The following is a 22,634-nucleotide window of genomic DNA, read 5'->3' as shown; positions in this document are numbered from 1 at the left end:
CGGGTCAGCTGGGATACCGGGAAGGCGAGTCTCAGGCCGCGCCGTCCGGCACGAACACATAACCGACGCCCCAGACCGTCTGGATGTAGCGCGGCTGCGACGGATCGGGCTCGATCATCTTGCGCAGGCGCGAGACCTGCACGTCCAGGCTGCGGTCGAAGGGCTCGAACTCGCGGCCCCGGGCCAGCTGCGCGAGCTTGTCGCGCGACAGCGGCTGGCGCGGGTGGCGCACCAGCGCCTTGAGCATCGAGAACTCGCCGGTGGTCAGCGAGATGACCTCGCCTTCGCGGGTCAGGCGGCGCAGCGCCAGGTCGAACTCGAACGGGCCGAAGGTGACGGTCTGGGCCTCGCGCGACGGCGCGCCGGGCGCTTCCATCACCGGGCGGCGGCGCAGCACGGCGTTGATGCGGGCCAGCAGCTCGCGCGGGTTGAAGGGCTTGGGCAGGTAGTCGTCGGCGCCGACCTCCAGGCCGACGATGCGGTCGACGTCGTCGACCTTGGCCGTCAGCATGATGATCGGCGTGATGTCGTTGCCGGCGCGCAGGCGGCGGCAGATCGACAGGCCGTCCTCGCCGGGCAGCATCAGGTCGAGCACGATCAGGTCGACCGTCTCGCGGGTCAGGATGCGGTTGAGGGCCTTGGAGTCCTCGGCCAGCAGGACCTCGAAGCCTTCCTGGGTGAGGTAGCGGCGCAGCAGGTCGCGGATGCGGGCGTCGTCGTCGACCACGACGATGCGGTCGGTGCGCTGGGGGTTGGGCGTCGTCATCTGCGGCTCCGGAATTTGTAACAGCCACGATTGTGCGCATGGCCCAAGCGGGTTTTTGGCTGCCTTGACCCCCTGTTACATTTCTTTCGGCTGGTGGTGCGCACCCCGTGAAGCCCTGCCGCGTTGAGCCTGTGCGCTGCGTCGCAGCGTGTTCCAGACCCCACGAAAGGACGTCATGCCCGCTCGATTCCCGCGCTTCCCCGGCCTTGATTTCCGCAGCCTGCCGGTGCTGCGAAGCGCCTTGGCGGCACTCGCGATCGGACTGGCCCTGGCGCCGTCGGCAAGGGCGGCCGAGGCCGGCGAGCCGCAGCGGGGCCACCAGGTCAGCCTGTCGGCAGAAGCCGCGACCGAGATCGCGTTCGACACGCTCGGCGTGGTGCTGCGGGTCCAGCGCGAAGGGGCCGATGCGACGCTGGTCCAGACGCAGCTCAAGCAGGTGCTCGACCACGCGCTGGCGAGCGCACGACGCGAACGCAGCGAGACGCTGGAGGTCACCACCGGCGCCTTCAACCTGTCGCCGCGTTATGGCCGGGAAGGGCGCGTCAACGGCTGGATCGGCGTGGCCGAACTCCAGCTGAAGGGCCGCGACACCGCCCGCATCGCGGCACTGGCGGGCAAGCTGGAGGGGATGACGGTGCAGTCGGTCCAGCACAGCCTGTCGCCGGCGGCACGTGATCAGCAGGAAAGCGCGCTGACGGCGCAGGCGATCCGCCAGTTCCGCCAGCGCGCCGGCGAGATCGCCGAGCAGTTCGGCTATCGCGGCTACACGCTGGTCGAGGCGCAGGTCACGCGGGTCGAGAACGAGGAGGCGGGCCGCCCGCCCGTGATGTTCATGAAGGCGGCCGCCGCACCGATGGCCGATGCGGCGCCCTTGCCGGTCGAAGGCGGCAAGGGCCGTCTGGGCGTGACCGTGCAAGGCACGATCCGCATGACGCCCTGACGCTGCGCGCCTTACTGGGCGGTCCAGCCGCCGTCGACGCTCCAGGCCACGCCGCGCACGTTGTTGGCGGCGGCCGAGCACAGGAAGACGGCGAGTTCGCCGAGTTCCTCGGGCGTCGTGAACTGCAGCGACGGCTGCTTCTCGCCCAGCAGGCGCCGCGTCGCCTCGGCGTTGTCGATGCCTTCGGCGGCAGCACGCGCATCGACCTGCTTCTGCACCAGCGGGGTCAGCACCCAGCCCGGGCAGATCGCGTTGCAGGTCACGCCGGTGGTGGCGTTCTCGAGCGCGGTCGCCTTGGTCAGGCCGATCACGCCATGCTTGGCGGCCACATAGGCCGACTTCTGCGCCGACGCCACGAGGCCGTGCACCGAGGCGATGTTGATGATGCGGCCCCAGTTGCGGGCCTGCATGCCGGGCAGGGCCAGCCGGGTGGTGTGGAAGGCCGAGCTGAGGTTGATCGCGATGATCGCGTCCCAGCGTTCGACCGGGAAGGACTCGACCGGCGCGACGAACTGGATGCCGGCGTTGTTGACCAGGATGTCGACGCCGCCGAAGGTCTCGGCCGCGTAGGCCATCATGGCCTCGATCTCGGCCGGCTTGCTCATGTCGGCACCGTGGTAGCCGACCTGCACGCCCAGCGCGGCGACCTGGGCACGCGGCCCTTCGACGTCGCCGAAGCCGTTCAACACGATGTTCGCGCCCTGGCGTGCCAGCGCGAGCGCGACGCCAAGTCCGATGCCGCTGGTCGATCCGGTGACCAGCGCAGTCTTGCCCTTGAGCATGAGAGGTTCCTTGAGCAGTTGGGTACGATGACGATTATGAAGGGGGGTCCTTTGCCCTCCATGACAAGCCAGCCCATGCCAGAACCGCGCCTGCATCACGTCGATTGCCTCGATTCCACCGGCCTGCACCGCATGGGCTACTGGGAATGGGGCGAGTCCGACAACCCCGACGTGGTCGTCTGCGTGCATGGCCTGTCGCGCCAGGGCCGCGACTTCGACACGCTGGCTCGTGCCCTCGCACCGCGCTGGCGCGTCGTCTGCCCCGATGTGGTGGGCCGTGGCCAGTCCGACTGGCTGGTCGATCCGATGGGCTACCAGGTGCCGGCCTACGTGGCCGACATGGTCACGCTGGTGGCCCGGTTGAACGTGCCGAAGGTGTCGTGGGTCGGCACGTCGATGGGCGGCCTGATCGGCATGGGTCTGGCAAGCCTGCGCAACACCCCGGTGCAGCGCCTGGTGCTCAACGACGTCGGGCCGGTGATCGAGTATTCGTCGCTGCAGCGCATCGGCACCTACCTTGGCGCGCCGGTGCGCTTCCCGGACGAGGCCCAGGGCGCCGCCTTCCTGCGCACGATCTCCGCGAGCTTCGGCCCGCACACCGACGAACAATGGGCCGCGTTGTCGCGACCGCAGTTCAAGCGCAGCCCCGAGGGCGACCTGATCCCCCACTACGACCCGGCGATCGCAGCGGCCTTCAAGGCCGTGACGCCCGAGATCGCCAAGGCTGGCGAGACCATGCTGTGGGCCGCCTACGACCGCATCCAGGCGCCGACGCTGCTGCTGCGCGGAGCCGAGTCCGACCTGCTGTCGCCGGCCACCGCGCAGGCGATGACGCAGCGCGGTCCGAAGGCCACGCTGGTCGAGTTCGGCGGCGTCGGCCATGCGCCCACGCTGGTCGCACCCGACCAGGTCGCGGCGGTGGTCGGCTTCCTGGAGGCCGGACGCTGAACCGTCCATCCGATCCGTTCCGATGAAGACCACCGGCCTCGAGCGCGGCGCTGAGGCCATCACAGCGCTGTCGCCCATCCTCGCGCTGGCCGACGAATCGGCCACGACCGGGCAGCCACAGGACGCCGCCGCCGAGCAGGAGCGTCTTGAAAGGGCACGTGCGTTCGCGCTGCCGCTGCTGACCGGCCGCAACTTCGACACCGGCGAGGACGCGATGACCCATGCCGACGGCGTGGCGCGCATCCTGAGTGACATCGGCGCTGCGCCGTCGATGCAGGCGGCCGTCTACCTGGTCTACGCGGGCGATTTCCTGACCGACCCGGAGACGGTGGTCGAGCAGGCCTTCGGGCCTTCCTATGCACGGCTCGTCACCTACACCCGCAAGCTCGTCAAGCTGCAACGCAATGCCCGCGATGCGCTGGCCGACGAGACCGATGCCGAGGTGCTGGCCGAGCAGCTCGAGCGTGTGCGCAAGATGCTGCTGGCCTTCTCGCACGACCTTCGCGTCGTGTTGCTGCGGCTGGCATCGCGGCTGCAGACGCTGCGCCACTACGCGGCGTCGCGCCAGCCCTGTCCGCGTGCGCTGGCACGCGAGACGCAGCAGATCTTCGCGCCGCTGGCCAACCGTCTTGGCATCTGGCAGATCAAGTGGGAGCTGGAGGACCTGTCCTTCCGCTTCCTGCAGCCCGAGCCCTACAAGCAGATCGCCCGCTGGCTGGACGAGAAGCGCGTCGAGCGCGAGGCCGGCATCGAGCGGGTCCGCCAGGAACTGGCCGATGCGCTGGCCGCCCAGGGCCTGCCGGCGCAGGTGCAGGGGCGCCCGAAACACATCTACAGCATCTGGAAGAAGATGCGCGGCAAGGGCCTGGACTTCACGCAGGTGCTGGACGTGCGGGCGCTGCGCGTGCTGGTCGCCGATGTGCCGGCCTGTTATGCGGCGCTCAGCCGCGTGCATGAACTCTGGCAGGCGATGCCCGAGGAGTTCGACGATTACATTGCACGCCCGAAGCCGAATGGCTACCAATCGCTGCACACCGTCGTGCTCGATGCGGACCAGCGGCCGATCGAGATCCAGATCCGCACCCGCGCCATGCACGAACACGCCGAGAGCGGCGTCGCCGCGCACTGGGCTTACAAGGAGGCGGGCACCAAAGGTTATGCGGGTGTCACCGCTGCCGGTGATTTCGAGAGCCGCGTCGCCCAGGCCCGTCGTGCCGTGCTGCATCAGCTGCTGGCCTGGGAGCGGGAACTGGCCGGTGCGGACGAGCAGGGCGTGTCGCCCGTGTCGGCCGATGGCAGCGCCGGCAAGGGCCTGTTCGAGGACCGCATCTACGTGCTGACGCCGCAGGCCACCATCATCGAACTGCCGGCCGGCGCGACCGCGATCGACTTCGCCTACCACCTGCACACCGAGCTGGGTCATCGCTGTCGTGGCGCCAAGATCGACGGCGCGCTGCAGCCGCTGAACACGCCCTTGCGCAATGGCCAGACGGTCGAGGTCGTGACGGTCAAGGAGGGTGGGCCGTCGATGGACTGGCTCAACCCGCAGCTCGGATTCCTGCAGAGCCCGCGTTCGCGCGCCAAGGTGCGCGCCTGGTTCAACGCCCGTGCCCAGCAGGAGACGATCGCGCGTGGCCGCGAGGCGGTCGAGAAGCTGTTGCAGCGTGAAGGCCGCACAGCCTTCCGTCTCGATGACCTGGCCGCGCAGCTCGGTTTCCGGACTGCCGATGCACTGTTCGAGGTGGTCGGCAAGGACGAGTTCTCGCTGCGCAACATCGAACAGCTGCTGCGGCCGCCAGAGCCGGCGGTGTCCGAAGAGGCACCGATCCTCAAGCGCGCGCGCAGCCAGTCCAGCGGCGGGCGCGGCGTGCTGGTCGTCGGTGTCGACTCGCTGCTGACCCAGTTGGCGCACTGCTGTCGCCCGGCGCCGCCAGACCGCATCGGCGGCTACGTGACGCGCGGCCGCGGGGTGTCGATCCACCGTGCCGACTGCATCAACTACCGCGAGATGGCGCAACGCAGCGCCGAACGGGTCATCCCGGTGGCCTGGGGCGAATCACGCGATGCGAAGGGCGACAGCGCGGTCTACCCGGTCGACATCGCCATCACCGCACACGATCGGCAGGGGCTGCTGCGCGACATCTCGGAAGTCTTCGCGAAAGAGAAGATGAACGTCACCGGCGTCCACACGCAGACCTTGCGCGGCACGGCGGCGATGACCTTCACGATCGAGGTCTCGAACGCCTCGCGACTGGCTCACGTCATGAGCCAGCTCAGCCAGGTAAAGGGTGTCCAGCACGCCCGCCGTCGATGAGATTCACCACGATTCGCATCGCAGGGCTTGACGACTTCGACATCCATGCTATTATTCAATTCTTCCCAGGCGCGTAGCTCAGTTGGTTAGAGCACCACCTTGACATGGTGGGGGTCGTTGGTTCGAATCCAATCGCGCCTACCAAATTTCCTGAGGTTGCTGAAGGGCACCGGTCACAAGCCGGTGCCCTTTTTGTTTTGCGCGGTCGCTGCATCGTTCAAACCCCAGGATGACGCGTCCGGCTCGATCCCTAGAATCCGCCGATCTGCCCGAGGAGACCGCCCCCATGCCAGCCACCCGCCGCACCGACGCGACCGACAGCGGTCCCAACGCCGGCCTGCGCGTGCTCAAGAAGTACCCGAACCGCCGGCTCTACGACACGCAGACGAGCAGCTACATCACGCTGGCCGACGTCAAGCAGATGGTGCTGGATGCCGAGACCTTCGAGGTCCGCGATGCCAAGAGCGGCGAGGAGATCACCCGCAGCATCCTCCTGCAGATCATCCTGGAAGAAGAGACAGCCGGCGTGCCGATGTTCTCGACCCAGATGCTGGCGCAGATCATCCGCTTCTACGGCCACACGATGCAGGGTCTGATGGGCGCGTATCTCGAGAAGAACCTGATGGTCTTCATCGACCTGCAGAAGCGCTACACCGAACAGACCGGCGGCCTCTACGAAGGCAAGCCGTTCAACCCGGATGCCTGGTCGCAGTTCATGTCGATGCAGGCACCGGTGATGCAGGGCTTCATGAGCAGCTATCTCGACCAGTCGAAGTCGCTGTTTGCCCAGATGCAGGAACAGATGCAGAAGCAGGCCGGAAGCTTCTTCCCCGGCATGCCGGGCCTGGGCACCCCACCCAAGGAATGACGAGGCCCGAAGCTCGCTGGCTCAGCGCCTGAGCCAGCCTTCGAGCACCGGCCAGATCGTGTCCAGGATGATCGGATGCGCGGCGGCCACAGGGTGGATGCGGTCGGGCTGGAACCAGCGCATCGCGTCCCCGCCGTCGGCCAGGCCAGCCAGCATGAAGGGCACCAGTGCGGCCTGCTCGTCCTTGGCCACCCGGCCGAAGATCGAGGCGAAATCGCGAGCGTAGGCGGCGCCGTAGTTCGGCGGCATCTGCATGCCGATCAACAGGACCGACGCCCCCGCCGCCTTGGCCGACCGGGCCATCGCGCGCAGGTTGTCCTCGGTCATGCGCAACGGCAGGCCACGCAGGGCATCGTTGCCACCCAGTTCGATCACGACGTGAGTAGGCCGATGCCGTTTCATCAGCGCATCCAGCCTTGATCGTCCGCCCGAGGTCGTCTCGCCGCTGATGCTGGCGTTGACCACCGTGGCCGCTAACTTGCGATCGGCGAGCCGCCGCTCCAGCAAGGCGACCCAGCCGGTTCCGCGCGGCAACCCATATTCGGCCGACAGGCTGTCGCCCACGATCAGCACCGTTCGAGGGCCTGCTGCCCGGGCTGTCGACAAGGCGCCCAACAGCCCCGCGCCGGCGAGCATGCCGAGTCGCGCGATACAGTCGCGCCGATCGATCGGTGTGGCCGACAAGGCCGATGACAACGACGGTTTCAACAGAGGACGGGACATCAGCGTGGTCGAGCAAGCATCCATCATCGACGTGCAGGGCGTCACCAAGCAGGTGCGCGATGCAAACGGGACTCTCACGATACTGCATGACATCCGCTTCCGCCTCGCGCCCCGGGAATCGGTGGCGATCGTGGGCGCGTCGGGATCGGGCAAGAGCACCTTGCTGTCGATCATGGCCGGGCTGGATGTGCCGACCGCCGGCACCGTGAAGCTCGATGGGATCGACCTGTTCGGGCTCGACGAGGACGGCCGCGCGGCCCTGCGCGGCGAGCGCCTGGGGTTTGTGTTCCAGAGCTTCCAGCTGATGGCCCACCTGACCGCGCTGGAGAACGTCATGCTGCCGCTGGAGTTGCGCGGCGACCGCGACGCCCGCCAGCGCGCCACCGACATGCTCGGCCGCGTCGGGCTGGGCAGCCGTCTGGGCCACTACCCGCGTCTGCTGTCGGGCGGTGAACAGCAGCGTGTCGCGTTGGCACGGGCCTTCGTGATCGAACCTTCGCTGCTGCTGGCCGATGAACCGACCGGCAGCCTGGACCATGCGACCGGCGAGAGCGTCATGCAGCTGATGCTGGAGCTCAACCGCGCCGCCGGCACAACGCTGGTGCTGGTCACGCACGATCCTGCCCTGGCCGCCCGCTGCGATCGGCAACTGCGCATCGAGGCCGGTCGTCTGGTCGGCTGAGGCCACCGCTACCATCGGGCGATGCCTGCTCCCACCCGCCTGCTGTTCGGTTTTCACGCCGTCACCATCCGCCTGAAGACCGCCCCCGCGTCGGTCCAGGAGATCCATGTCGACGCCTCCCGGCGCGATGCCCGCATGCACCAGTTCGTCGAGCGCGCCCGCGCCGCCGGCTTGCGCATCGTCGACAGCGATGACGCCCGATTGACCCAGCTCGCCGGCAACACGCGCCACCAGGGCGTCGTCGCGCGGGTCGAGCCCGTCGTGCTGAACAAGTCGCTCGATGACCTGCTCGACGCGGTCGAAGGACCGCCGCTGCTGCTGGTGCTCGATGGCATCACCGACCCGCACAACCTCGGCGCCTGCCTGCGGGTGGCCGATGGTGCCGGTGCCCATGCGGTGATCGCCCCGCGCGATCACGCCGCCGGCATCAATGCGACCGTCGCCAAGGTGGCCAGCGGCGCAGCCGAGACGGTTCCGTACTTCATGGTGACCAACCTGGCGCGCACGCTTGGCGAACTGAAGGAGCGCGACATCCTGATCGTCGGCACCAGCGACGACGCCCCGCGGTCGCTCTACCAGAGCGACGTCGCCGGCCCGATCGCCTGGGTGCTGGGCGCCGAGGGCAGCGGCATGCGACAGCTCACGCGCAAGACCTGCGACGAGCTGGTCAGCATCCCGATGCGCGGGGCGGTCGAGAGCCTGAACGTCTCGGTGGCCTCCGCCATCTGCCTGTACGAATCCCTGCGCCAACGGAGCTGAACCCGACCATGAACCCGATCCTTCCCGTCTCCCTGAAGCCGCTGGCCCGCGCGGGTGCGCTGGCCCTGGTGATCGCCTCTGTGGCCGGCCTGGCGGCCTGCACGCAGGAACGTCAGAACGAGATCCGCCGCAGCATCCAGAACTGGACCGGCACCAACGGTGTGCTGGAGATCTTCGCCGGCGACAAGCTGGTGCGGCGCTTCATCAAGATCGACAAGCTGAGCACGGCCTACGGCACCGACGACAACGTCGCGCGCCCCTATCGCTACGGCTACGGTGTTCTCGACGAGAACCTGGACGGCAAGGTCAACGATGGCGAGAAGCGCGTGTACTTCGAGTTCAGCGATTACTCGACGTCCTACGTCTTCTACGAGAACCCGCACTGACCCTCAGCGGCGTGCCACTGCGAGCGCTGCCGGGTTGACGATGTGGGTCGGCGAGCCTTCCAGGAACTTCACGACGTTCGTGAAGGCGGCGTGGAAGTAGCGCTCGTAGCTGTCGAGTTCGACGTAACCGATGTGCGGCGTGCAGACCGCGTTCTCGAGCCGCAGCAGCGGATGGCCCTGAAGCGTCGGCTCGCTCTCGAACACGTCGACCGCCGCCATGCCCGGGCGACCCCGGTTCAGTGCGGTCACCAGGGCGTTTTCCTCGACCAGTTCGGCACGCGAGGTGTTGACGAACAGCGCGGTCGGCTTCATGCGCGCGAAGTCGCTCATGCCGATCAGGCCGCGGGTGGTATCGACCAGACGCAGGTGCACGGTCAGGACGTCGCTCTGCTCGAACAGTTCCTCGCGGCTGGCATGGACCTCGTGGCCATCGGCCCGCGCCCGTTCAAGGCCTTCTGGGCTGGCCCAGATCCGGACCTCCATGCCGAAGGCTTTTCCGTAGCCGGCGACCAGCTTGCCGATGCGGCCATAGCCCCAGACGCCGAGCTTGCGTCCCTTCAGCACCAGACCGAGGCCGAAGTTCGGTGGCATCGAACCCGCCTTCAGTCCCGCCTGCTGCCAGGCGCCGTGCTTGAGGTTGCCGATGTACTGCGGGATGCGCCGCATCGACGCCATGATCAGCGCCCAGGTCAGCTCGGCCGGCGCGGTCGGATCACCGACGCCCTCGGCCACCGCGATGCCCAGGCGGGTGCAGGTCTCGAGGTCGATGTGCGAGCCCACGCGGCCGGTCTGCGCGATCAGCCTCAGCCTCGGGAGCTTCTCGAGCAAGGTGCGAGGGAAGGGCGTCCGTTCCCGGATCAGGACCAGGATCTCGGCATCGCGCAGCCGCACTGCAAGCTGGCCGATGCCCTTGACCGTGTTGGTGTAGACCTTGGTGTTGTAGGGCTCCAGCAGCGACGCGCATGGCAGCTTGCGCACGGCGTCCTGGTAGTCATCGAGAATGACGATGTTCATGGGCTTTTTCTCGTTCATGACATTGTGCCCCGAGCCTTCATGCCGCCATCGCGGCCGAACTTCGGGCTTGTCCTGAAGCCGTGTCAGGCATCACCCGGGGCACCATGCGCACATGACTGTCCGACGCACCCCATCGCCCGTCGCCGCGCGCCGAACGCCTCGGCTGACACGCTGGTTGCGGCGCATCGCCTGGGGGCTCGGTCTGCTGGTCCTGCTGGTGCTGGCCGCCTATGCGGCGTGGCGACAGCAGGTCCTGCCGCGAGTCTCGGGGGCCCGCACGGTGGTCAGCAGCTGGGGCGATGTGCGGATCGCCCGTGACGCGCAAGGCGTGCCGAGCATCCAGGCTGACCGTGCCGAAGGCGCCTGGTTCGGGCTTGGCTATGCCCATGCCCAGGACCGGCTCTGGCAGCTTGAACTCCATCGCCGCACGGGCGCCGGCGAGCTGGCGGAAGCCTTCGGTGCGGCTGCGCTGGACAACGACCGCTTCCTGCGCGCCCTGGGCGTGCGTCGCGCCGCACAAGTCCAATGGGAGCGCCTCGACGAGCCTTCGCGCCGCGCGCTGCAGGCCTATGCCGATGGCGTCAACGCGTGGTCCGGGCAGCACTTGCGAGCCCGTCCGCCCGAGTTCGTCTTGCTGGGCCTGAAGGCGACCCACTGGACGCCGGTCGACTCGCTGGCCTGGTCGATCATGATGGCCTGGGACCTGGGCGGCAACTGGACCACCGAACTGCTGCGCCTTCGGCTGGCCGCGCGCATGGACCTGCGGCGCATCCAGGAGCTGTTGCCGCCCTATCCGGGCGAGCAGCCCTTGCCGGTCGCGGACTACACCGAGCTGGCGCGCGACTGGCAGGTGCACGGCGGCGAGACGGTCGAACGCCTGATCGGCATGGCGCCCGAGTCCGGCGTCGAGGGTGTCGGCTCGAACAACTGGGCGGTTGACGGCCGCCGCAGTCAAGGCGGCATGCCGCTGCTGGCCAACGATCCCCATCTGCGGCTGAGCATGCCGGCGCTCTGGTATCTCGCACGGCTGGATGCGCCCGGCCTGCACGTGGCCGGCGCCAGCATCCCCGGATTACCCGCCATCGTGCTGGGCCAGAACGCCGACATCGCCTGGGGCTACACCAACACCAATCCGGATGTCCAGGACCTCTACCTGGAAGCCGTCGATCCCGCCGACCCGCTGCGTTACCGGACGCCCGAAGGCTGGGCCCGCTTCGAGGTGCGCGATGAGCGCATCGCCGTCCGCGGCCAGTCCACGCCGGTGCTGCTGCAGGTGCGCACCGGCCGGCACGGCCCGGTGATCTCGGACGCCGCCTTGCCGGCCACCGAAGGGTTGACGGGCAGGGCGGGGCAGTCCTACGCGATCGCGATGCGGTGGACCGCGCTCGATCCGGACGTCACGTCGATCGCCGCCGGTCTCGGCTTCAACCGCGCCCGCTCGATCGACGATTTCATCGCCGCCAGCCGAACCTACGGCGCCCCGATGCAGAACATGCTGGTGGCCGACCGGCAGGGCCCGCACGGCCGGATCGCGCTGGTGTTGCCCGGCCGCGTGCCGGTGCGCGGGCCCGGGCACGACCTGCACGGCCAGGTCCCCGCACCAGGATGGCTGGCGCGCTACGACTGGCAGGGTTCGATCCCGGCCGCGCAGCTGCCTGTCATGCTCGATCCGCCCGACGGCTGGCTCGCCACGGCCAATCACCGGTCGACGCCCGACGGTTATCCGTTCTACCTGAGCTCGGAATGGGCGGCGCCACACCGCTACAGGCGCATCGTCGAGCGGCTACAAGCCCAGCCACGGCACGACGTGGCCAGCCTGGCCGCGATGCAGCTGGACGTCCTGTCCCTGGGCGCCCGGCCGCTGCTGGAGGCTTTCCACGCCGCCCGCTGGGGCACGCTTCCCGGCGTGCCCGCGCCACCGGCCGATCTCGATCTGGCGGTGATCGGGTCGATGCAGGCCGGCTTTGTCGGCGACATGGCGTCCGACTCTCCGGCGGCCAGCCTCTTCAACGCCTGGGTGCAGGCCCTGACCCGAAGGCTCGTGGCTGATGAGCTCGGTCCGCTCTGGGGTCGCCAGTTCAGCGAACGGCGTTCCTTCCGGGACGGGATCGAAGGCATCCTGGCCCGGCAGGATGCGTGGTGGTGCGACGACAAGTCGACGAAGGACCGGCTCGAAACCTGCGCGGAACAGGTCGACGCGGCCCTGTCCGATGCCGTCATCCAGCTGCGCCGCCGACTGGGCGCCGATCCGTCCACCTGGCGTTGGGATCGCCTGCATGTCGCCCGTGCCGAGCACCGACCGTTCAGCCAGGTACCCCCGTTGCGCCGCTTGTTCGAACGAAGCGCGCCCGTGCCGGGTGACAGCCACACGATCGACGCGATGCGCGTGAACCTGCGCCCCGACCCCGACGATCCGCGCGCCTTCCAGGTCGAACAAGGCCCGGGCCTGCGTGCGGTCTACGACCTGGCCGATCCGTCCAAGTCCCGCATCGTCATCGCCGGCGGCCAGTCGGGCATCCCGGTCTCACCGGACTACGCCAGCCTCTGGACCCGCTGGGCCCAAGGCGACCTGATGCCGCTGTGGCCTGCGGCGACATCCACCCATGAGCTGACGCTGAGGGCGGTCCTGCCTTGAGGGTCGGCTCATGGGTGGGATGGCGCCGTGCCGGGGTTGTCTTGCCGGATCTTTGATGCGTGACGATGTTGATTATGTCAACTAACACAGCGAACCAAACCGCGTTAGCCGTTCTTCAACGGTCGCTGCGCAAACGACGCGGCCGCGTCGATGAGCCCGACGCGGCCGGTGCTGCAGGTGGTCAGGGTGCGACGGTGACGGTCGCGCAGTTGCTGGCGTGGTTGATGCCGCTCCAGGTGCTGGCCCACTTCTCAGGGTGCAGCGTCACGCAGATGGTGTGCGCCCCTGCGGCCAGCGGCGCGAGGTCAACGGCCAGCACGCCAGCATAGACGCCGGATTCCGTCGTGCCGGTGCTGACGGTGAACTCGGTCACACACGCCACGGTCGACGCCGCCCCGTCCACGGTGATCGAACACGGCACGTCGAGCGCGCCCGTCACGGGTGACGCGGTGCCGGTGAACTTCGCGGACCCTCGAAGGTGGAGCGTCTGCATCCGGTTGGCCGGATCGGGGGTTACGCCGCCGGTGTACTCCGAGAACACGCCCGACAGGAACGCAGTGGCCGTGCCGCCGGTCCCGCCGCTGGTGCCGCCCCCCGCTGGTGGTGGTGCTGCTGCTCCCCCCTCCCCCGCACGCGGCGAGGGTGAGGGCGGCAAGGGCGGCGACGATGGCTGAACGGATCATGGAGTCCTCTGGAGAAATGCAACCGGGCACCATGCCGGCCGAACGTCGCTTGGGTGCATCCCCCTGAGGGCTGAGGTTTTGCGTGGCGGTGCGACGGATGGGAATGTTCGGCAGATGAAGACCGGCAGAATGACGGCCCGATTGCCGACTCACGTCTTACCGAAAGTCCTCCCGATGACCGCGCCACGCCTGCCTGCCGACCTCGACTTCATCGTGGCCCACGCCCTCAACGAGGACATCGGCAGTGGCGATGTGACGGCGCAGCTGGTGGATCCGGCGACGTATGGGCGGGCGCGGATCGTCGCGCGCGAAGCGGCCGTGATCTGCGGTCAGGCGTGGGTCAACGGGGTGTTCCGGGCGCTGCAGTCGCCGGTGCGCATCGAATGGACCGTCGCCGAGGGTGCGCAGGTGGCGGCCGATCAGGTGGTCTGCCTGTTGTCGGGGCCGGCGCGCACGCTGCTGACCGGCGAGCGCACCGCGCTGAACTTCCTGCAGACGCTGTCGGGCACGGCGACCACGGTGCGGCGTTATGTGGATGCCGTGGCCGGCACCGGCACCCGCATCGTCGACACCCGCAAGACGCTGCCCGGGCTGCGCAACGCACAGAAGTACGCCGTCGTGTGTGGCGGTGGCGTGAACCACCGCATCGGGCTGTACGACGGCATCCTGATCAAGGAGAACCACATCGCGGCGGCCGGCGGGATCCGGCAGGCGATCCACCAGGCGCGGGCGCTGGGGGCCGAGGTGCCGCTGATGACCGAGGCCGAAAACCTCGCCGAGGCCCGCATCGCGCTGGACGAGGACGTCGACCTGCTGCTGGTCGACGACTTCTCGCTGCCCGACATCCGCACCGCCGTGCAGATGGTGCGCGAGCACCGCGCCTGCGGCGGCAAGACGCTGATCGAGTACTCGGGCGGCGCGACGCTGGAGAGCATCCGCAGCCTGGCCGAGACCGGTGTCGACCGCATCTCGGTCGGCTCGCTGACCAAGCACCTGCGAGCGGTCGACCTGTCGATGCGCTTCGCGGACGATTGAACACGCCGGCCGGTCCGGGCGCCCTGCCCGCTGGCTAGAATGCGCTGCGCTGCGGGTGTAGTTCAATGGCAGAACGGCAGCTTCCCAAGCTTCATACGAGGGTTCGATTCCCTTCACCCGCTCCAGATTCCTCCTGATTCATCCAGACCCTTGCAGAAGCCGGCGCTTGCCGGCTTCGTCGTTTTCGAGCCATGAACAACGAACAAGAACCGAACGTGCCGGACCAGCCCGACAGCCCCGCGCATCCGCCGCGCGCGATCCGCAGCTTCGTCTTGCGGGCCGGCCGGATGGGCACCGGGCAACAGAAGGCGCTGGCCGACCTGGGTCCACGCTACGTGCTGCCCTATCGGGCCGAGGCGCTCGACCTGGGCGCGACCTTCGGGCGTCAGGCCGACACCATCGTCGAGATCGGCTTCGGCATGGGTGGCGCCACCGCCGAGATCGCGGCGGCGCGGCCTGGGGACGACTTCATCGGCATCGAGGTCCACACGCCGGGCGTCGGCGCGCTGCTGAAGCTGATCGGCGAACGTGAACTGGGCAACCTGCGCATCGTCCAGCACGATGCCGTCGAGGTGCTGGAACACATGATCACGCCGGGCTCGCTGGCCGGCGTGCATGTGTTCTTCCCGGACCCGTGGCACAAGAAGAAACACAACAAGCGCCGGCTGATCCAGGCCGGCTTCGTCGCGAAGCTGGTGTCACGCCTGAAGCCGGGCGGCTACCTGCATTGCGCGACCGACTGGCAGCCGTATGCCGAGCAGATGCTCGAGGTGCTGTCGGCCGAGCCGGGGCTCGTCAACACGGCCGATGGCTATGCACCGCGCCCCGACTACCGGCCGCTGACCAAGTTCGAGCAGCGCGGCATCCGGCTCGGCCACGGGGTCTGGGACCTCGTGTTCCGGCGCCCGGCCTGAGCGCCCTGCCCTGCAAGCGGCGGGTGCCTCAGTCGGCCCAGGTGACCCAGCCGGTCGAGGCGGTCACCAGCACCACGATGCCGAAGGCGATGCGGTACCAGGCGAAGGGCACGAAGTTGTGGGTGGCGACATAGCGCAGCAGCCAGCGCACGCACAGCCAGGCCGAGATGAACGAGAACACCAGCCCGACCGCGAACATCGGCAGGTCGGCCACCGACAGCAGCGCGCGTTCCTTGTAGAGGCTGTAGGCGCCCGCGCCGATCAGCGTCGGAATGGCCAGAAAGAAGCTGAAGTCGGTCGCCGCCTGGCGCGACAGGCCCAGCAGCATGCCGCCGATGATGGTCGAGCCCGAACGGCTGGTGCCCGGGATCATCGCCAGGCACTGCACCAGACCGACCTTCAGCGCGTCCATCGGCTGCATCTCGTCGACGCTGGCGATGCGGATCACCGGCTCCTTGCGCTTCTCGGCCCACAGGATGATCAGCCCACCGACGATGAAGGTGGTCGCCACGACGACCGGCGTGAACAGGTGGGCCTTGATCGCCTTGCCGAACAGCAGGCCCAGCACGACGGCCGGCAGGAAGCCGATGGCGACGTTGAGGACGAAGCGGCGCGCACGTTCGTCATGACCCAGACCGGCGGCCGTCACACGCAGGCGCTGCCAATACACGAGGATCACGGCGACAATCGCGCCCGTCTGGATCGCGATGTCGAAGACCTTGCTCTTGTCGTCGGTGAAGCCGAGCAGCGAACCGGCCAGGATCAGGTGGCCCGTGCTGGAGATGGGCAGGAACTCGGTGAGGCCTTCGACCACACCCATCACCGCAGCCTTGATCAGCAAGACGAGATCCACACGCACTCCCTCGGCGCCCCGGCGGCGCCCCAGTCACAGACATGAAAAAGCCCCGTCCAGCGGGGCCGCCTTCAACACAGCGACGGGACCTTAGCACAGGGTCTGCGCGCTCCCGACGAACGACTCCACGCACCTGCCCACATGGTCACGCTCAAGCTGAAGAAATCGCCCGACGCCGGTCTGCCGTCGAAGAACACGTCGCCCTCGCCGAGCGACGGACCGCGTCGCAGCCCCGTGCGCGGACTCGCCGCCGCCCGCCAGCGCCCGACGCTGGCGCAGGCCCAGGCGGAGCGGGCGCAGCGCGAGGAAGCGTTCCGGCAACGTGGCGAGACCGCCCAGGGGTCGTTCGGCACGCCGCGCCAGGATCCCCGTCAGGACACACGTCAGGACTTTCGCCAGGACCCGCGACCAGCCCCCCCGCGCGACGGCCGCCGTGAGGACCCGCGCCGTGATCCGCGCTTCGACAACCGCCAGGATCCGCGCGCACCGCAGCGCGGCGAGCCGCGGCCGGGTCCGCGTCAGGATGACCGGCGCAGCGGCCCGGCGCCGGAACCGAGGCGCTGGCCGGACCGGGGCCCTGGCCCGGGGTTCGGCCGCGACACGCCTGCCCCACAGGCCCGCCGTGACGAACGTGGCGACCACCCGCAGCGCCCGTTCGTGAAGCCTTCGGAGCGGCTCAGGGCCCGCCCGGTCGAGCAAGCGACCGACGTGCCGACGCAGCCGCTGCGCCAGGACGGCGAACGCTTGTCCAAGCGCATGACCGCACTGGGCCTGGCTTCCCGGCGTGAGGCCGATACCTGGATCGAGGCCGGCTGGGTTCGCGTCGACGGCCAGATGGCGGTTCTCGGCCAGCGCGTCGGCCCCGACGCCCGCATCGAGATCGACCCCGCCGCGCATCAGCAGCAGGCCCAGCGCGTGACCATCCTGCTGAACAAGCCGATCGGCTACGTCAGCGGTCAGGCCGAGGACGGTCACGAACCGGCCGTCGTGCTGATCAAGCCCGGCAACCAGTGGGCCGAGGACAAGAGCGGCCAGCGCTGGCATCCGGGCCACCTGCGCGGCCTGGCGCCGGCCGGCCGGCTGGACATCGACTCGGTCGGCCTGCTGGTGCTGACACAGGACGGCCGCGTCGCCCGCCAGCTGATCGGCGAGGACTCGACCATCGAGAAGGAATATCTCGTGCGGGTCGTCAAGGAAGGCGGCGGCCAGCTGTCCGACCAGGCCCTGGCGTTGCTCAACCACGGCCTCGAACTGGACGGCCACAAGCTCAAGCCGGCCAAGGTCAGCTGGGCCAACGAGGACCAGCTCCGCTTCGTGCTGCGCGAGGGCCGCAAGCGCCAGATCCGCCGCATGTGCGAGCTGGTCGGGCTGACGGTGGTCGGCCTCAAGCGCGTGCGCATCGGCAGCGTCGTGCTGGGCCACCTGCCGCCCGGCCAGTGGCGCTACCTGCGGCGCGAGGAATTCTTCGGCTGAAGCGGGAACGAAGGCATCGGGTGCAACACCTCGATGCCGTTGTGACCACCCGTGCTCGCGGGTGGTGATGTCATGAACGGCTCGCTACGATGGTTCGAAGGATCCAGGGAGCTCGCTCATGAACACCGTCATCGACGCCGCACCGGCTCCACCGGCCTACGGTTCCCGCGCCGACTCGTTCCACAACCGCCGCCACCACCGGCGTCGCCTGCTGGAGGCGCTGGCCGTCTGCGTCGCCCGGCAGGGGTATGCGCAGACGACGATCGCCGACATCGCTGCGGCGGCGCATGTCTCCAAGCGCACCTTCTACGAACACTTCGAGGACAAGCAGGCCTGCATGATCGCGCTCTACGAGAGCGCGAGCGAAGCCAGCCGGCGCCAGCTGCGTCTGGACGAGATCGAAGGCCAGCCCTGGGCCGAACAGGTCGAAGGTGCCGTGCGGCGTTACCTGACGCACCTGGCGACACGCCCGCTGCTGATGCGCGCGCTGTTCATGGAGGTGCTGTCGCTCGGCCCCGAAGGCCTGCGTGCCCGACGCGCCAACCTGGACGCACTCGCCGAGGCGATCCAGCACAGCGCCGCCACACAGGGCGTCACGCTGCCGGCAGCCGAGGCGGCCGCGCTGATCGGGATGCTGTCGGAATGGATCCTGCTGGCCATCGAGCAGGACCGCGTCGCCGCCCTGCCCGATGACGCACCGGCCGTCGCCGCGATGCTGCGCGCGGCGATCCTGGGGCGCCGGCTGGTGGCCTGACGCCCCGCGCCGCCGTCAGCCGACCCAGCGGCGGGCGTTGCCGAACATGCGCGCCCACGGGCTGCGCGCCGACACGTCGCCCGAGGTCCAGCTCATCTGCACGTTGCGGAACACCCGTTCCGGGTGCGGCATCAGCACGGTGAAGCGGCCGTCGGCCGTGGTGACCGAGGTCAGGCCGTCCGGGCTGCCGTTCGGGTTGAGCGGATAGGTCTCGGTCGGGCGCCCGGCGCCGTCGACGTAGCGCATCGCACGGTGCACCTGGGCGGCGTCGCCGCGCTGCGAGAAATCGGCATAACCCTCGCCGTGCGCCACCGCGATCGGCAGGCGGCTGCCGGCCATGCCCTGGAAGAAGATCGACGGGCTGTCGAGGATCTCGACCAGCGAGACACGCGCCTCGAACTGCTCGCTCTTGTTGCGGGTGAACTTCGGCCAGTGCTGGGCGCCCGGGATGATCGGGCTCAGCGCGGCCATCATCTGGCAGCCGTTGCAGACGCCCAGCGCGAAGGTGTCGGCGCGGCCGAAGAAGCCCTCGAACTGCTCGGCCAGGCGCGGGTTGAACAGCACCGAGCGGGCCCAGCCTTCGCCGGCCCCGAGCGTGTCGCCGTAGCTGAAGCCACCGCAGGCGACGAAGCCCTGGAAGCCGGTCAGCGCGGTGCGGCCGGACTGCAGGTCGCTCATGTGGACGTCATGCGTGTCGAAGCCGGCCTGGGCCATCGCGTAGGCCATCTCGACGTGCGAGTTGACGCCCTGCTCGCGCAGGATCGCGACCTTCGGGCGCGCCTTGGCGATCCACGGCGCGGCGACGTCCTCGGCCGGATCGAAGGTCAGCGCGACATGCAGCCCGCCGTCCTGCGGCGTGCCGGCCAGCGCATGTTCGCTGTCGGCGCAGGCCGGGTTGTCGCGCAGCGCGGCGATGCGCCAGCTGACCTCGTCCCAGGCCTTGTGCAGGTCCTGCAGCGGCGCGGCATAGACGGCCTTGGCGTCGCGCCAGACCTCGACGATGCGGCGGTCGTTGGTCTTGCCGACGACATGGCTGTGGCGCGACAGGCCATGCGTGCGCAGCGTGCGCAGCACCTCGTCGCGCGCGGCGGTCGGCACCTGGATCAGCGCGCCGAGCTCCTCGTTGAACAGCGCCTTGAGCGTCAGCTCGTTGCGCCGTTCGCCGACCTGGCCGGCCCAGTTCTTCGAGTCGCCGGTGTCGGCCCGGCTGTCGCTGATGCCGTCACCTTCGGTGACCAGCAGGTCGACGTTGAGGCTGACACCCGCCTGGCCGGCAAACGCCATTTCGCAAGCCGCCGCCCACAGGCCGCCGTCGCTGCGGTCGTGGTAGGCCAGCAGCTGGCCCTCGGCGCGCAGCTGGTTGATCGCCGCGACCAGCGCCTTGAGCTGGGCCGGCTCGTCCACGTCCGGCACGCCGTCCTTCAGGTGACAGCCGAACTGGCCCAGCACCTGCGCCAGGATCGAGCCGCCCATGCGGTTGCGGCCCTGCCCCAGGTCGATCAGGATCAGCGTGGTGTCGGTGCCGGCCGGCGTGTCGGTGCGCAGCTGCGGCGTCAGCGTGCCGCGCACGTCGTCGAGCGAGACGAAGGCGGTGACGATCAGCGAGACCGGCGCGACGACCTGGCGGGCCTCGCCGCCGGCATCGGTCCAGCGGGTGCGCATCGACAGCGAATCCTTGCCGACGGGGATGCCGATGCCCAGCGCCGGGCACAGCTCCAGGCCGACGGCCTTGACGGTGTCGTACAGCGCGGCGTCCTCGCCGGCCTCGCCGCAGGCCGCCATCCAGTTGGCGCTGAGCTTGACGCGCGACAGCTCGATCGGCGCGGCCAGCAGGTTGGTGATGGCCTCGGCCACCGCCATGCGGCCGGATGCCGGCGCGTCCAGCGACGCCAGCGGCGTGCGTTCGCCCATGCTCATCGCCTCGCCGCGGAAGCCGGCGTAGTCGGCCAGCGTGACGGCGCAATCGGCCACCGGCACCTGCCACGGGCCGACCATCTGGTCGCGGTGGCTCAGGCCGCCGACGCTGCGGTCGCCGATGGTGATCAGGAAGCGCTTGGAGGCCACGCTCGGATGCCGCAGCACGCTCGGCGCAACGTTGTCGAGCTTCACGCCGGTCAGGTCCAGCGGCTGGCCCTGGCGGGTGACGCGGCTCACGTCGCGCGTCATCTTCGGCGGCTTGCCCAGCAGCACGTCCATCGGCATGTCGATCGGGCGGTCACCACCAGGGCCGTCCTCCAGCACCAGCGACAGCTCGTCGGTCGCCGTGCCGATGACGGCGAACGGGCAGCGCTCGCGTTCGGCCAGCGCGGTGAACAGCGCCAGGCTCTCGGGCGCGATCGCCAGCACGTAGCGCTCCTGGCTCTCGTTGCACCAGATTTCCTTGGGCGCCAGGCCGGTCTCTTCCAGCGGAACCTTGCGCATGTCGAAGGTCGCGCCCTTGCCGGCGCCGTCGACCAGTTCGGGGAAGGCGTTGCTGATGCCGCCCGCGCCGACGTCGTGGATGGCCAGGATCGGGTTGGCCGCGCCCATCGTCCAGCAGTGGTTGATGACCTCCTGCGCGCGGCGCTGGATCTCGGGGTTGCCGCGCTGGACCGAGTCGAAGTCCAGCGACGCGGCGTTGGTGCCCGCCGCCATCGAGCTGGCCGCGCCGCCGCCCATGCCGATGCGCATGCCCGGACCGCCGAGCTGGATCAGCAGCGTGCCGGCGCCGAACGGCAGCTTGTGGGTCTGGCCGTCGGCGATCGTGCCCAGCCCGCCGGCGATCATGATGGGCTTGTGATAGCCACGCCGCACGCCCGCCACGTCCTGGTCGAAGACGCGGAAGTAGCCGGCCAGGTTGGGGCGGCCGAACTCGTTGTTGAAGGCGGCGCCGCCGAGCGGGCCGTCGATCATGATCTGCAGCGCGCTGGCGATGTGCTCGGGCTTGCCGACCGGCGCACGTTCCCACGGCTCGTCGGTGCCGGGCAGGTGCAGGTTGGAGACGCTGAAGCCGGTCAGGCCGGCCTTGGGCTTGGAACCGCGGCCGGTCGCGCCCTCGTCACGGATCTCGCCGCCTGCGCCGGTCGAGGCGCCCGGGAAAGGCGAGATCGCGGTCGGGTGGTTGTGGGTCTCGACCTTCATCAGCACATGGCCGATCTCGTCGCGTGCGACGTAGCGCGGCGCACCGCTGCCCGGCTCGCCGTCGACCGGCAGCCAGCGCTGCAGCGGCCCGCCGGTCATCACCGCCGCGTTGTCGCTGTAGGCGACGACGGTCGACTGCGGCGCGAGCTTCTCGGTGTTGCGGATCATCCCGAACATCGACAGCGGCTGGCGTTCGCCGTCGACGATGAACTCGGCGTTGAAGATCTTGTGGCGGCAATGCTCGGAATTGGCCTGCGCGAACATCATCAGCTCGACGTCGCTGGGGTTGCGCTTCAGGCCGGTGAAGGCGGCGACCAGGTAGTCGATCTCGTCGTCGCTGAGCGCCAGGCCGAAGTCCTTGTTGGCGGCGACCAGCGCGGCCCTGCCCTGCCCCAGCACGTCGACATGGGCCATCGGCTCGGCCTGCTGGGCGTCGAACAGGTGGCGCGCGGCGTCGCGCTCGGCGGCCACGCTCTCGGTCATGCGGTCGTGCAGCACGGCGGCGCAGGCCTGCCAGGCGGCGGCGTCCAGGCCCTTGGCGGTGCCGCGCAGGCTGTCGATCACGCCGCGCACGCCGCCGGTCTTCAGGCCGATGCGGAACTCGGTGACGCGTTCGACGCGGTGGATGCCCAGGCCGCAGTTGTGGGCGATGTCGGTGGCCTTGGAAGCCCACGGCGAGACGGTGCCCAGGCGCGGCATCACGACGATCAGCGCGTCATCGGCCGAGCCGGCGCCGGCCTCGTACGGGTCGCCGTAGGTCAGCAGCGCGGCCAGGCGCCGGAGGTCGTCTTCGCCCAGCGGCGCATCGGCCTGGACCCAGTGCACATGGCGGGCCTGCACCGAGACGATCCGGTCATCGATGGCCTGCAGCCGGGGCAGCAGCGCCTGGGCGCGGAAGGTCGACAAGGCGTTGCCGCCCTCGAAGTGCATGAACTGGGGGCTGGAGCTGGTAGGAGTCGACACGCGCAAAGGTCCCGCTTGAAAA

At 69.3% G+C, this 22,634-nt stretch carries 19 protein-coding genes and 2 tRNA genes; 14 read left to right on the top strand and 7 right to left on the bottom strand.

Translation table 11 applies throughout. The features are described 5' to 3' along the window. Positions 1-31: 31 nt before the first annotated feature. The gene (ompR, locus tag ACWA7K_RS07880) at positions 32-766 is read right to left on the bottom strand and encodes an osmolarity response regulator transcription factor OmpR (RefSeq protein ID WP_305748083.1); all 735 of its coding nucleotides are present in this window, start codon (positions 764-766) and stop codon (positions 32-34) included. A gap of 175 nt (positions 767-941) precedes the next feature. On the opposite strand from ompR, the gene ACWA7K_RS07875 reads away from it, so the two are divergent. After that, entirely contained in the window at positions 942-1,706 is a 765-nt protein-coding gene (locus ACWA7K_RS07875) for an SIMPL domain-containing protein (protein WP_456167297.1), read from the top strand. A gap of 11 nt (positions 1,707-1,717) precedes the next feature. Here the strand turns inward: ACWA7K_RS07875 and ACWA7K_RS07870 are convergent, their stop codons facing one another. Then, positions 1,718-2,488, bottom strand: coding sequence for a 3-hydroxybutyrate dehydrogenase (locus tag ACWA7K_RS07870; protein WP_456167295.1), 771 nt, complete (start codon positions 2,486-2,488; stop codon positions 1,718-1,720). Between the two features lie 75 nt (positions 2,489-2,563). Between ACWA7K_RS07870 and ACWA7K_RS07865 the strand changes: the two genes are divergently transcribed. The 4 genes from ACWA7K_RS07865 (at position 2,564) to phaR (ending at position 6,618) form a co-directional block, all read left to right on the top strand. Continuing rightward, entirely contained in the window at positions 2,564-3,436 is an 873-nt protein-coding gene (locus ACWA7K_RS07865; RefSeq protein ID WP_456167293.1) for an alpha/beta fold hydrolase, read from the top strand. A gap of 22 nt (positions 3,437-3,458) precedes the next feature. Next, the gene (locus ACWA7K_RS07860; protein ID WP_456167291.1) at positions 3,459-5,750 is read left to right on the top strand and encodes a RelA/SpoT family protein; all 2,292 of its coding nucleotides are present in this window, start codon (positions 3,459-3,461) and stop codon (positions 5,748-5,750) included. A gap of 67 nt (positions 5,751-5,817) precedes the next feature. After that, positions 5,818-5,894 (top strand) — tRNA-Val (locus tag ACWA7K_RS07855). 142 nt (positions 5,895-6,036) lie between these two features. Beyond that, positions 6,037-6,618, top strand: coding sequence for a polyhydroxyalkanoate synthesis repressor PhaR (gene phaR, locus ACWA7K_RS07850; RefSeq protein ID WP_456167289.1), 582 nt, complete (start codon positions 6,037-6,039; stop codon positions 6,616-6,618). 21 nt (positions 6,619-6,639) lie between these two features. Here the strand turns inward: phaR and ACWA7K_RS07845 are convergent, their stop codons facing one another. Further along, on the bottom strand, positions 6,640-7,254 hold the full coding sequence (locus tag ACWA7K_RS07845) for an arylesterase (protein WP_456167287.1): 615 nt from the start codon (positions 7,252-7,254) through the stop codon (positions 6,640-6,642). Here ACWA7K_RS07845 and ACWA7K_RS07840 point away from each other — a divergent pair. From ACWA7K_RS07840 to ACWA7K_RS07830, 3 genes are read left to right on the top strand one after another with little or no spacing between them, the layout of a single operon-like run. Continuing rightward, on the top strand, positions 7,253-8,023 hold the full coding sequence (locus ACWA7K_RS07840) for an ABC transporter ATP-binding protein (RefSeq protein WP_456167285.1): 771 nt from the start codon (positions 7,253-7,255) through the stop codon (positions 8,021-8,023). The genes ACWA7K_RS07845 and ACWA7K_RS07840 overlap by 2 nt on opposite strands. 21 nt (positions 8,024-8,044) lie before the next feature. Beyond that, positions 8,045-8,782 carry a 23S rRNA (guanosine(2251)-2'-O)-methyltransferase RlmB gene (rlmB, locus tag ACWA7K_RS07835; RefSeq protein ID WP_456167283.1) on the top strand — a complete coding sequence of 246 codons (738 nt, stop codon included), beginning with the start codon at positions 8,045-8,047 and terminating at the stop codon, positions 8,780-8,782. Positions 8,783-8,790: 8 nt separating this feature from the next. Further along, complete coding sequence (locus tag ACWA7K_RS07830; protein ID WP_456167281.1) at positions 8,791-9,168, top strand: hypothetical protein; 378 nt, start codon at positions 8,791-8,793, stop codon at positions 9,166-9,168. A gap of 3 nt (positions 9,169-9,171) precedes the next feature. Here the strand turns inward: ACWA7K_RS07830 and ACWA7K_RS07825 are convergent, their stop codons facing one another. Beyond that, entirely contained in the window at positions 9,172-10,182 is a 1,011-nt protein-coding gene (locus ACWA7K_RS07825) for a D-2-hydroxyacid dehydrogenase family protein (RefSeq protein ID WP_456167279.1), read from the bottom strand. Positions 10,183-10,294: 112 nt separating this feature from the next. On the opposite strand from ACWA7K_RS07825, the gene ACWA7K_RS07820 reads away from it, so the two are divergent. Beyond that, positions 10,295-12,817: a penicillin acylase family protein gene (locus ACWA7K_RS07820; protein ID WP_456167277.1), complete on the top strand. Its 2,523-nt coding sequence runs from the start codon at positions 10,295-10,297 to the stop codon at positions 12,815-12,817. Positions 12,818-12,998: 181 nt separating this feature from the next. Here the strand turns inward: ACWA7K_RS07820 and ACWA7K_RS07815 are convergent, their stop codons facing one another. Beyond that, a complete protein-coding gene (locus ACWA7K_RS07815; RefSeq protein ID WP_456167275.1) occupies positions 12,999-13,310 on the bottom strand; it encodes a hypothetical protein in 312 nt (103 codons plus the stop codon). Between the two features lie 364 nt (positions 13,311-13,674). Here ACWA7K_RS07815 and nadC point away from each other — a divergent pair, with 364 nt between their 5' ends. The 3 genes from nadC (at position 13,675) to trmB (ending at position 15,449) form a co-directional block, all read left to right on the top strand. Continuing rightward, positions 13,675-14,535 carry a carboxylating nicotinate-nucleotide diphosphorylase gene (nadC, locus tag ACWA7K_RS07810; RefSeq protein WP_456167273.1) on the top strand — a complete coding sequence of 287 codons (861 nt, stop codon included), beginning with the start codon at positions 13,675-13,677 and terminating at the stop codon, positions 14,533-14,535. 51 nt (positions 14,536-14,586) lie between these two features. Continuing rightward, positions 14,587-14,660: transfer RNA gene (locus ACWA7K_RS07805), tRNA-Gly, on the top strand. Between the two features lie 66 nt (positions 14,661-14,726). Further along, on the top strand, positions 14,727-15,449 hold the full coding sequence (gene trmB / locus ACWA7K_RS07800; RefSeq protein ID WP_456167272.1) for a tRNA (guanosine(46)-N7)-methyltransferase TrmB: 723 nt from the start codon (positions 14,727-14,729) through the stop codon (positions 15,447-15,449). A 28-nt stretch (positions 15,450-15,477) separates the two neighbouring features. On the opposite strand, the gene ACWA7K_RS07795 is transcribed toward trmB, so the two are convergent. Then, positions 15,478-16,302, bottom strand: a complete 825-nt coding sequence (locus ACWA7K_RS07795; RefSeq protein WP_456167270.1) for an undecaprenyl-diphosphate phosphatase — start codon at positions 16,300-16,302, stop codon at positions 15,478-15,480. 141 nt (positions 16,303-16,443) lie between these two features. Here ACWA7K_RS07795 and ACWA7K_RS07790 point away from each other — a divergent pair, with 141 nt between their 5' ends. Both ACWA7K_RS07790 and ACWA7K_RS07785 read left to right on the top strand, forming a co-directional pair. Next, complete coding sequence (locus tag ACWA7K_RS07790; protein WP_456167268.1) at positions 16,444-17,775, top strand: pseudouridine synthase; 1,332 nt, start codon at positions 16,444-16,446, stop codon at positions 17,773-17,775. 118 nt (positions 17,776-17,893) lie between these two features. Then, positions 17,894-18,529: a TetR/AcrR family transcriptional regulator gene (locus ACWA7K_RS07785; protein ID WP_456167266.1), complete on the top strand. Its 636-nt coding sequence runs from the start codon at positions 17,894-17,896 to the stop codon at positions 18,527-18,529. 15 nt (positions 18,530-18,544) lie between these two features. On the opposite strand, the gene purL is transcribed toward ACWA7K_RS07785, so the two are convergent. Next, positions 18,545-22,579 carry a phosphoribosylformylglycinamidine synthase gene (gene purL, locus ACWA7K_RS07780; protein ID WP_456168728.1) on the bottom strand — a complete coding sequence of 1,345 codons (4,035 nt, stop codon included), beginning with the start codon at positions 22,577-22,579 and terminating at the stop codon, positions 18,545-18,547. Positions 22,580-22,634 lie beyond the last annotated feature (55 nt).

The sequence above is a fragment of the Leptothrix mechoopdaensis (SeqCode) genome (assembly GCF_053893855.1).
Note: the sequence above shows the minus strand (reverse complement) of the source record. Positions and strands in the feature narration are given on the sequence as shown.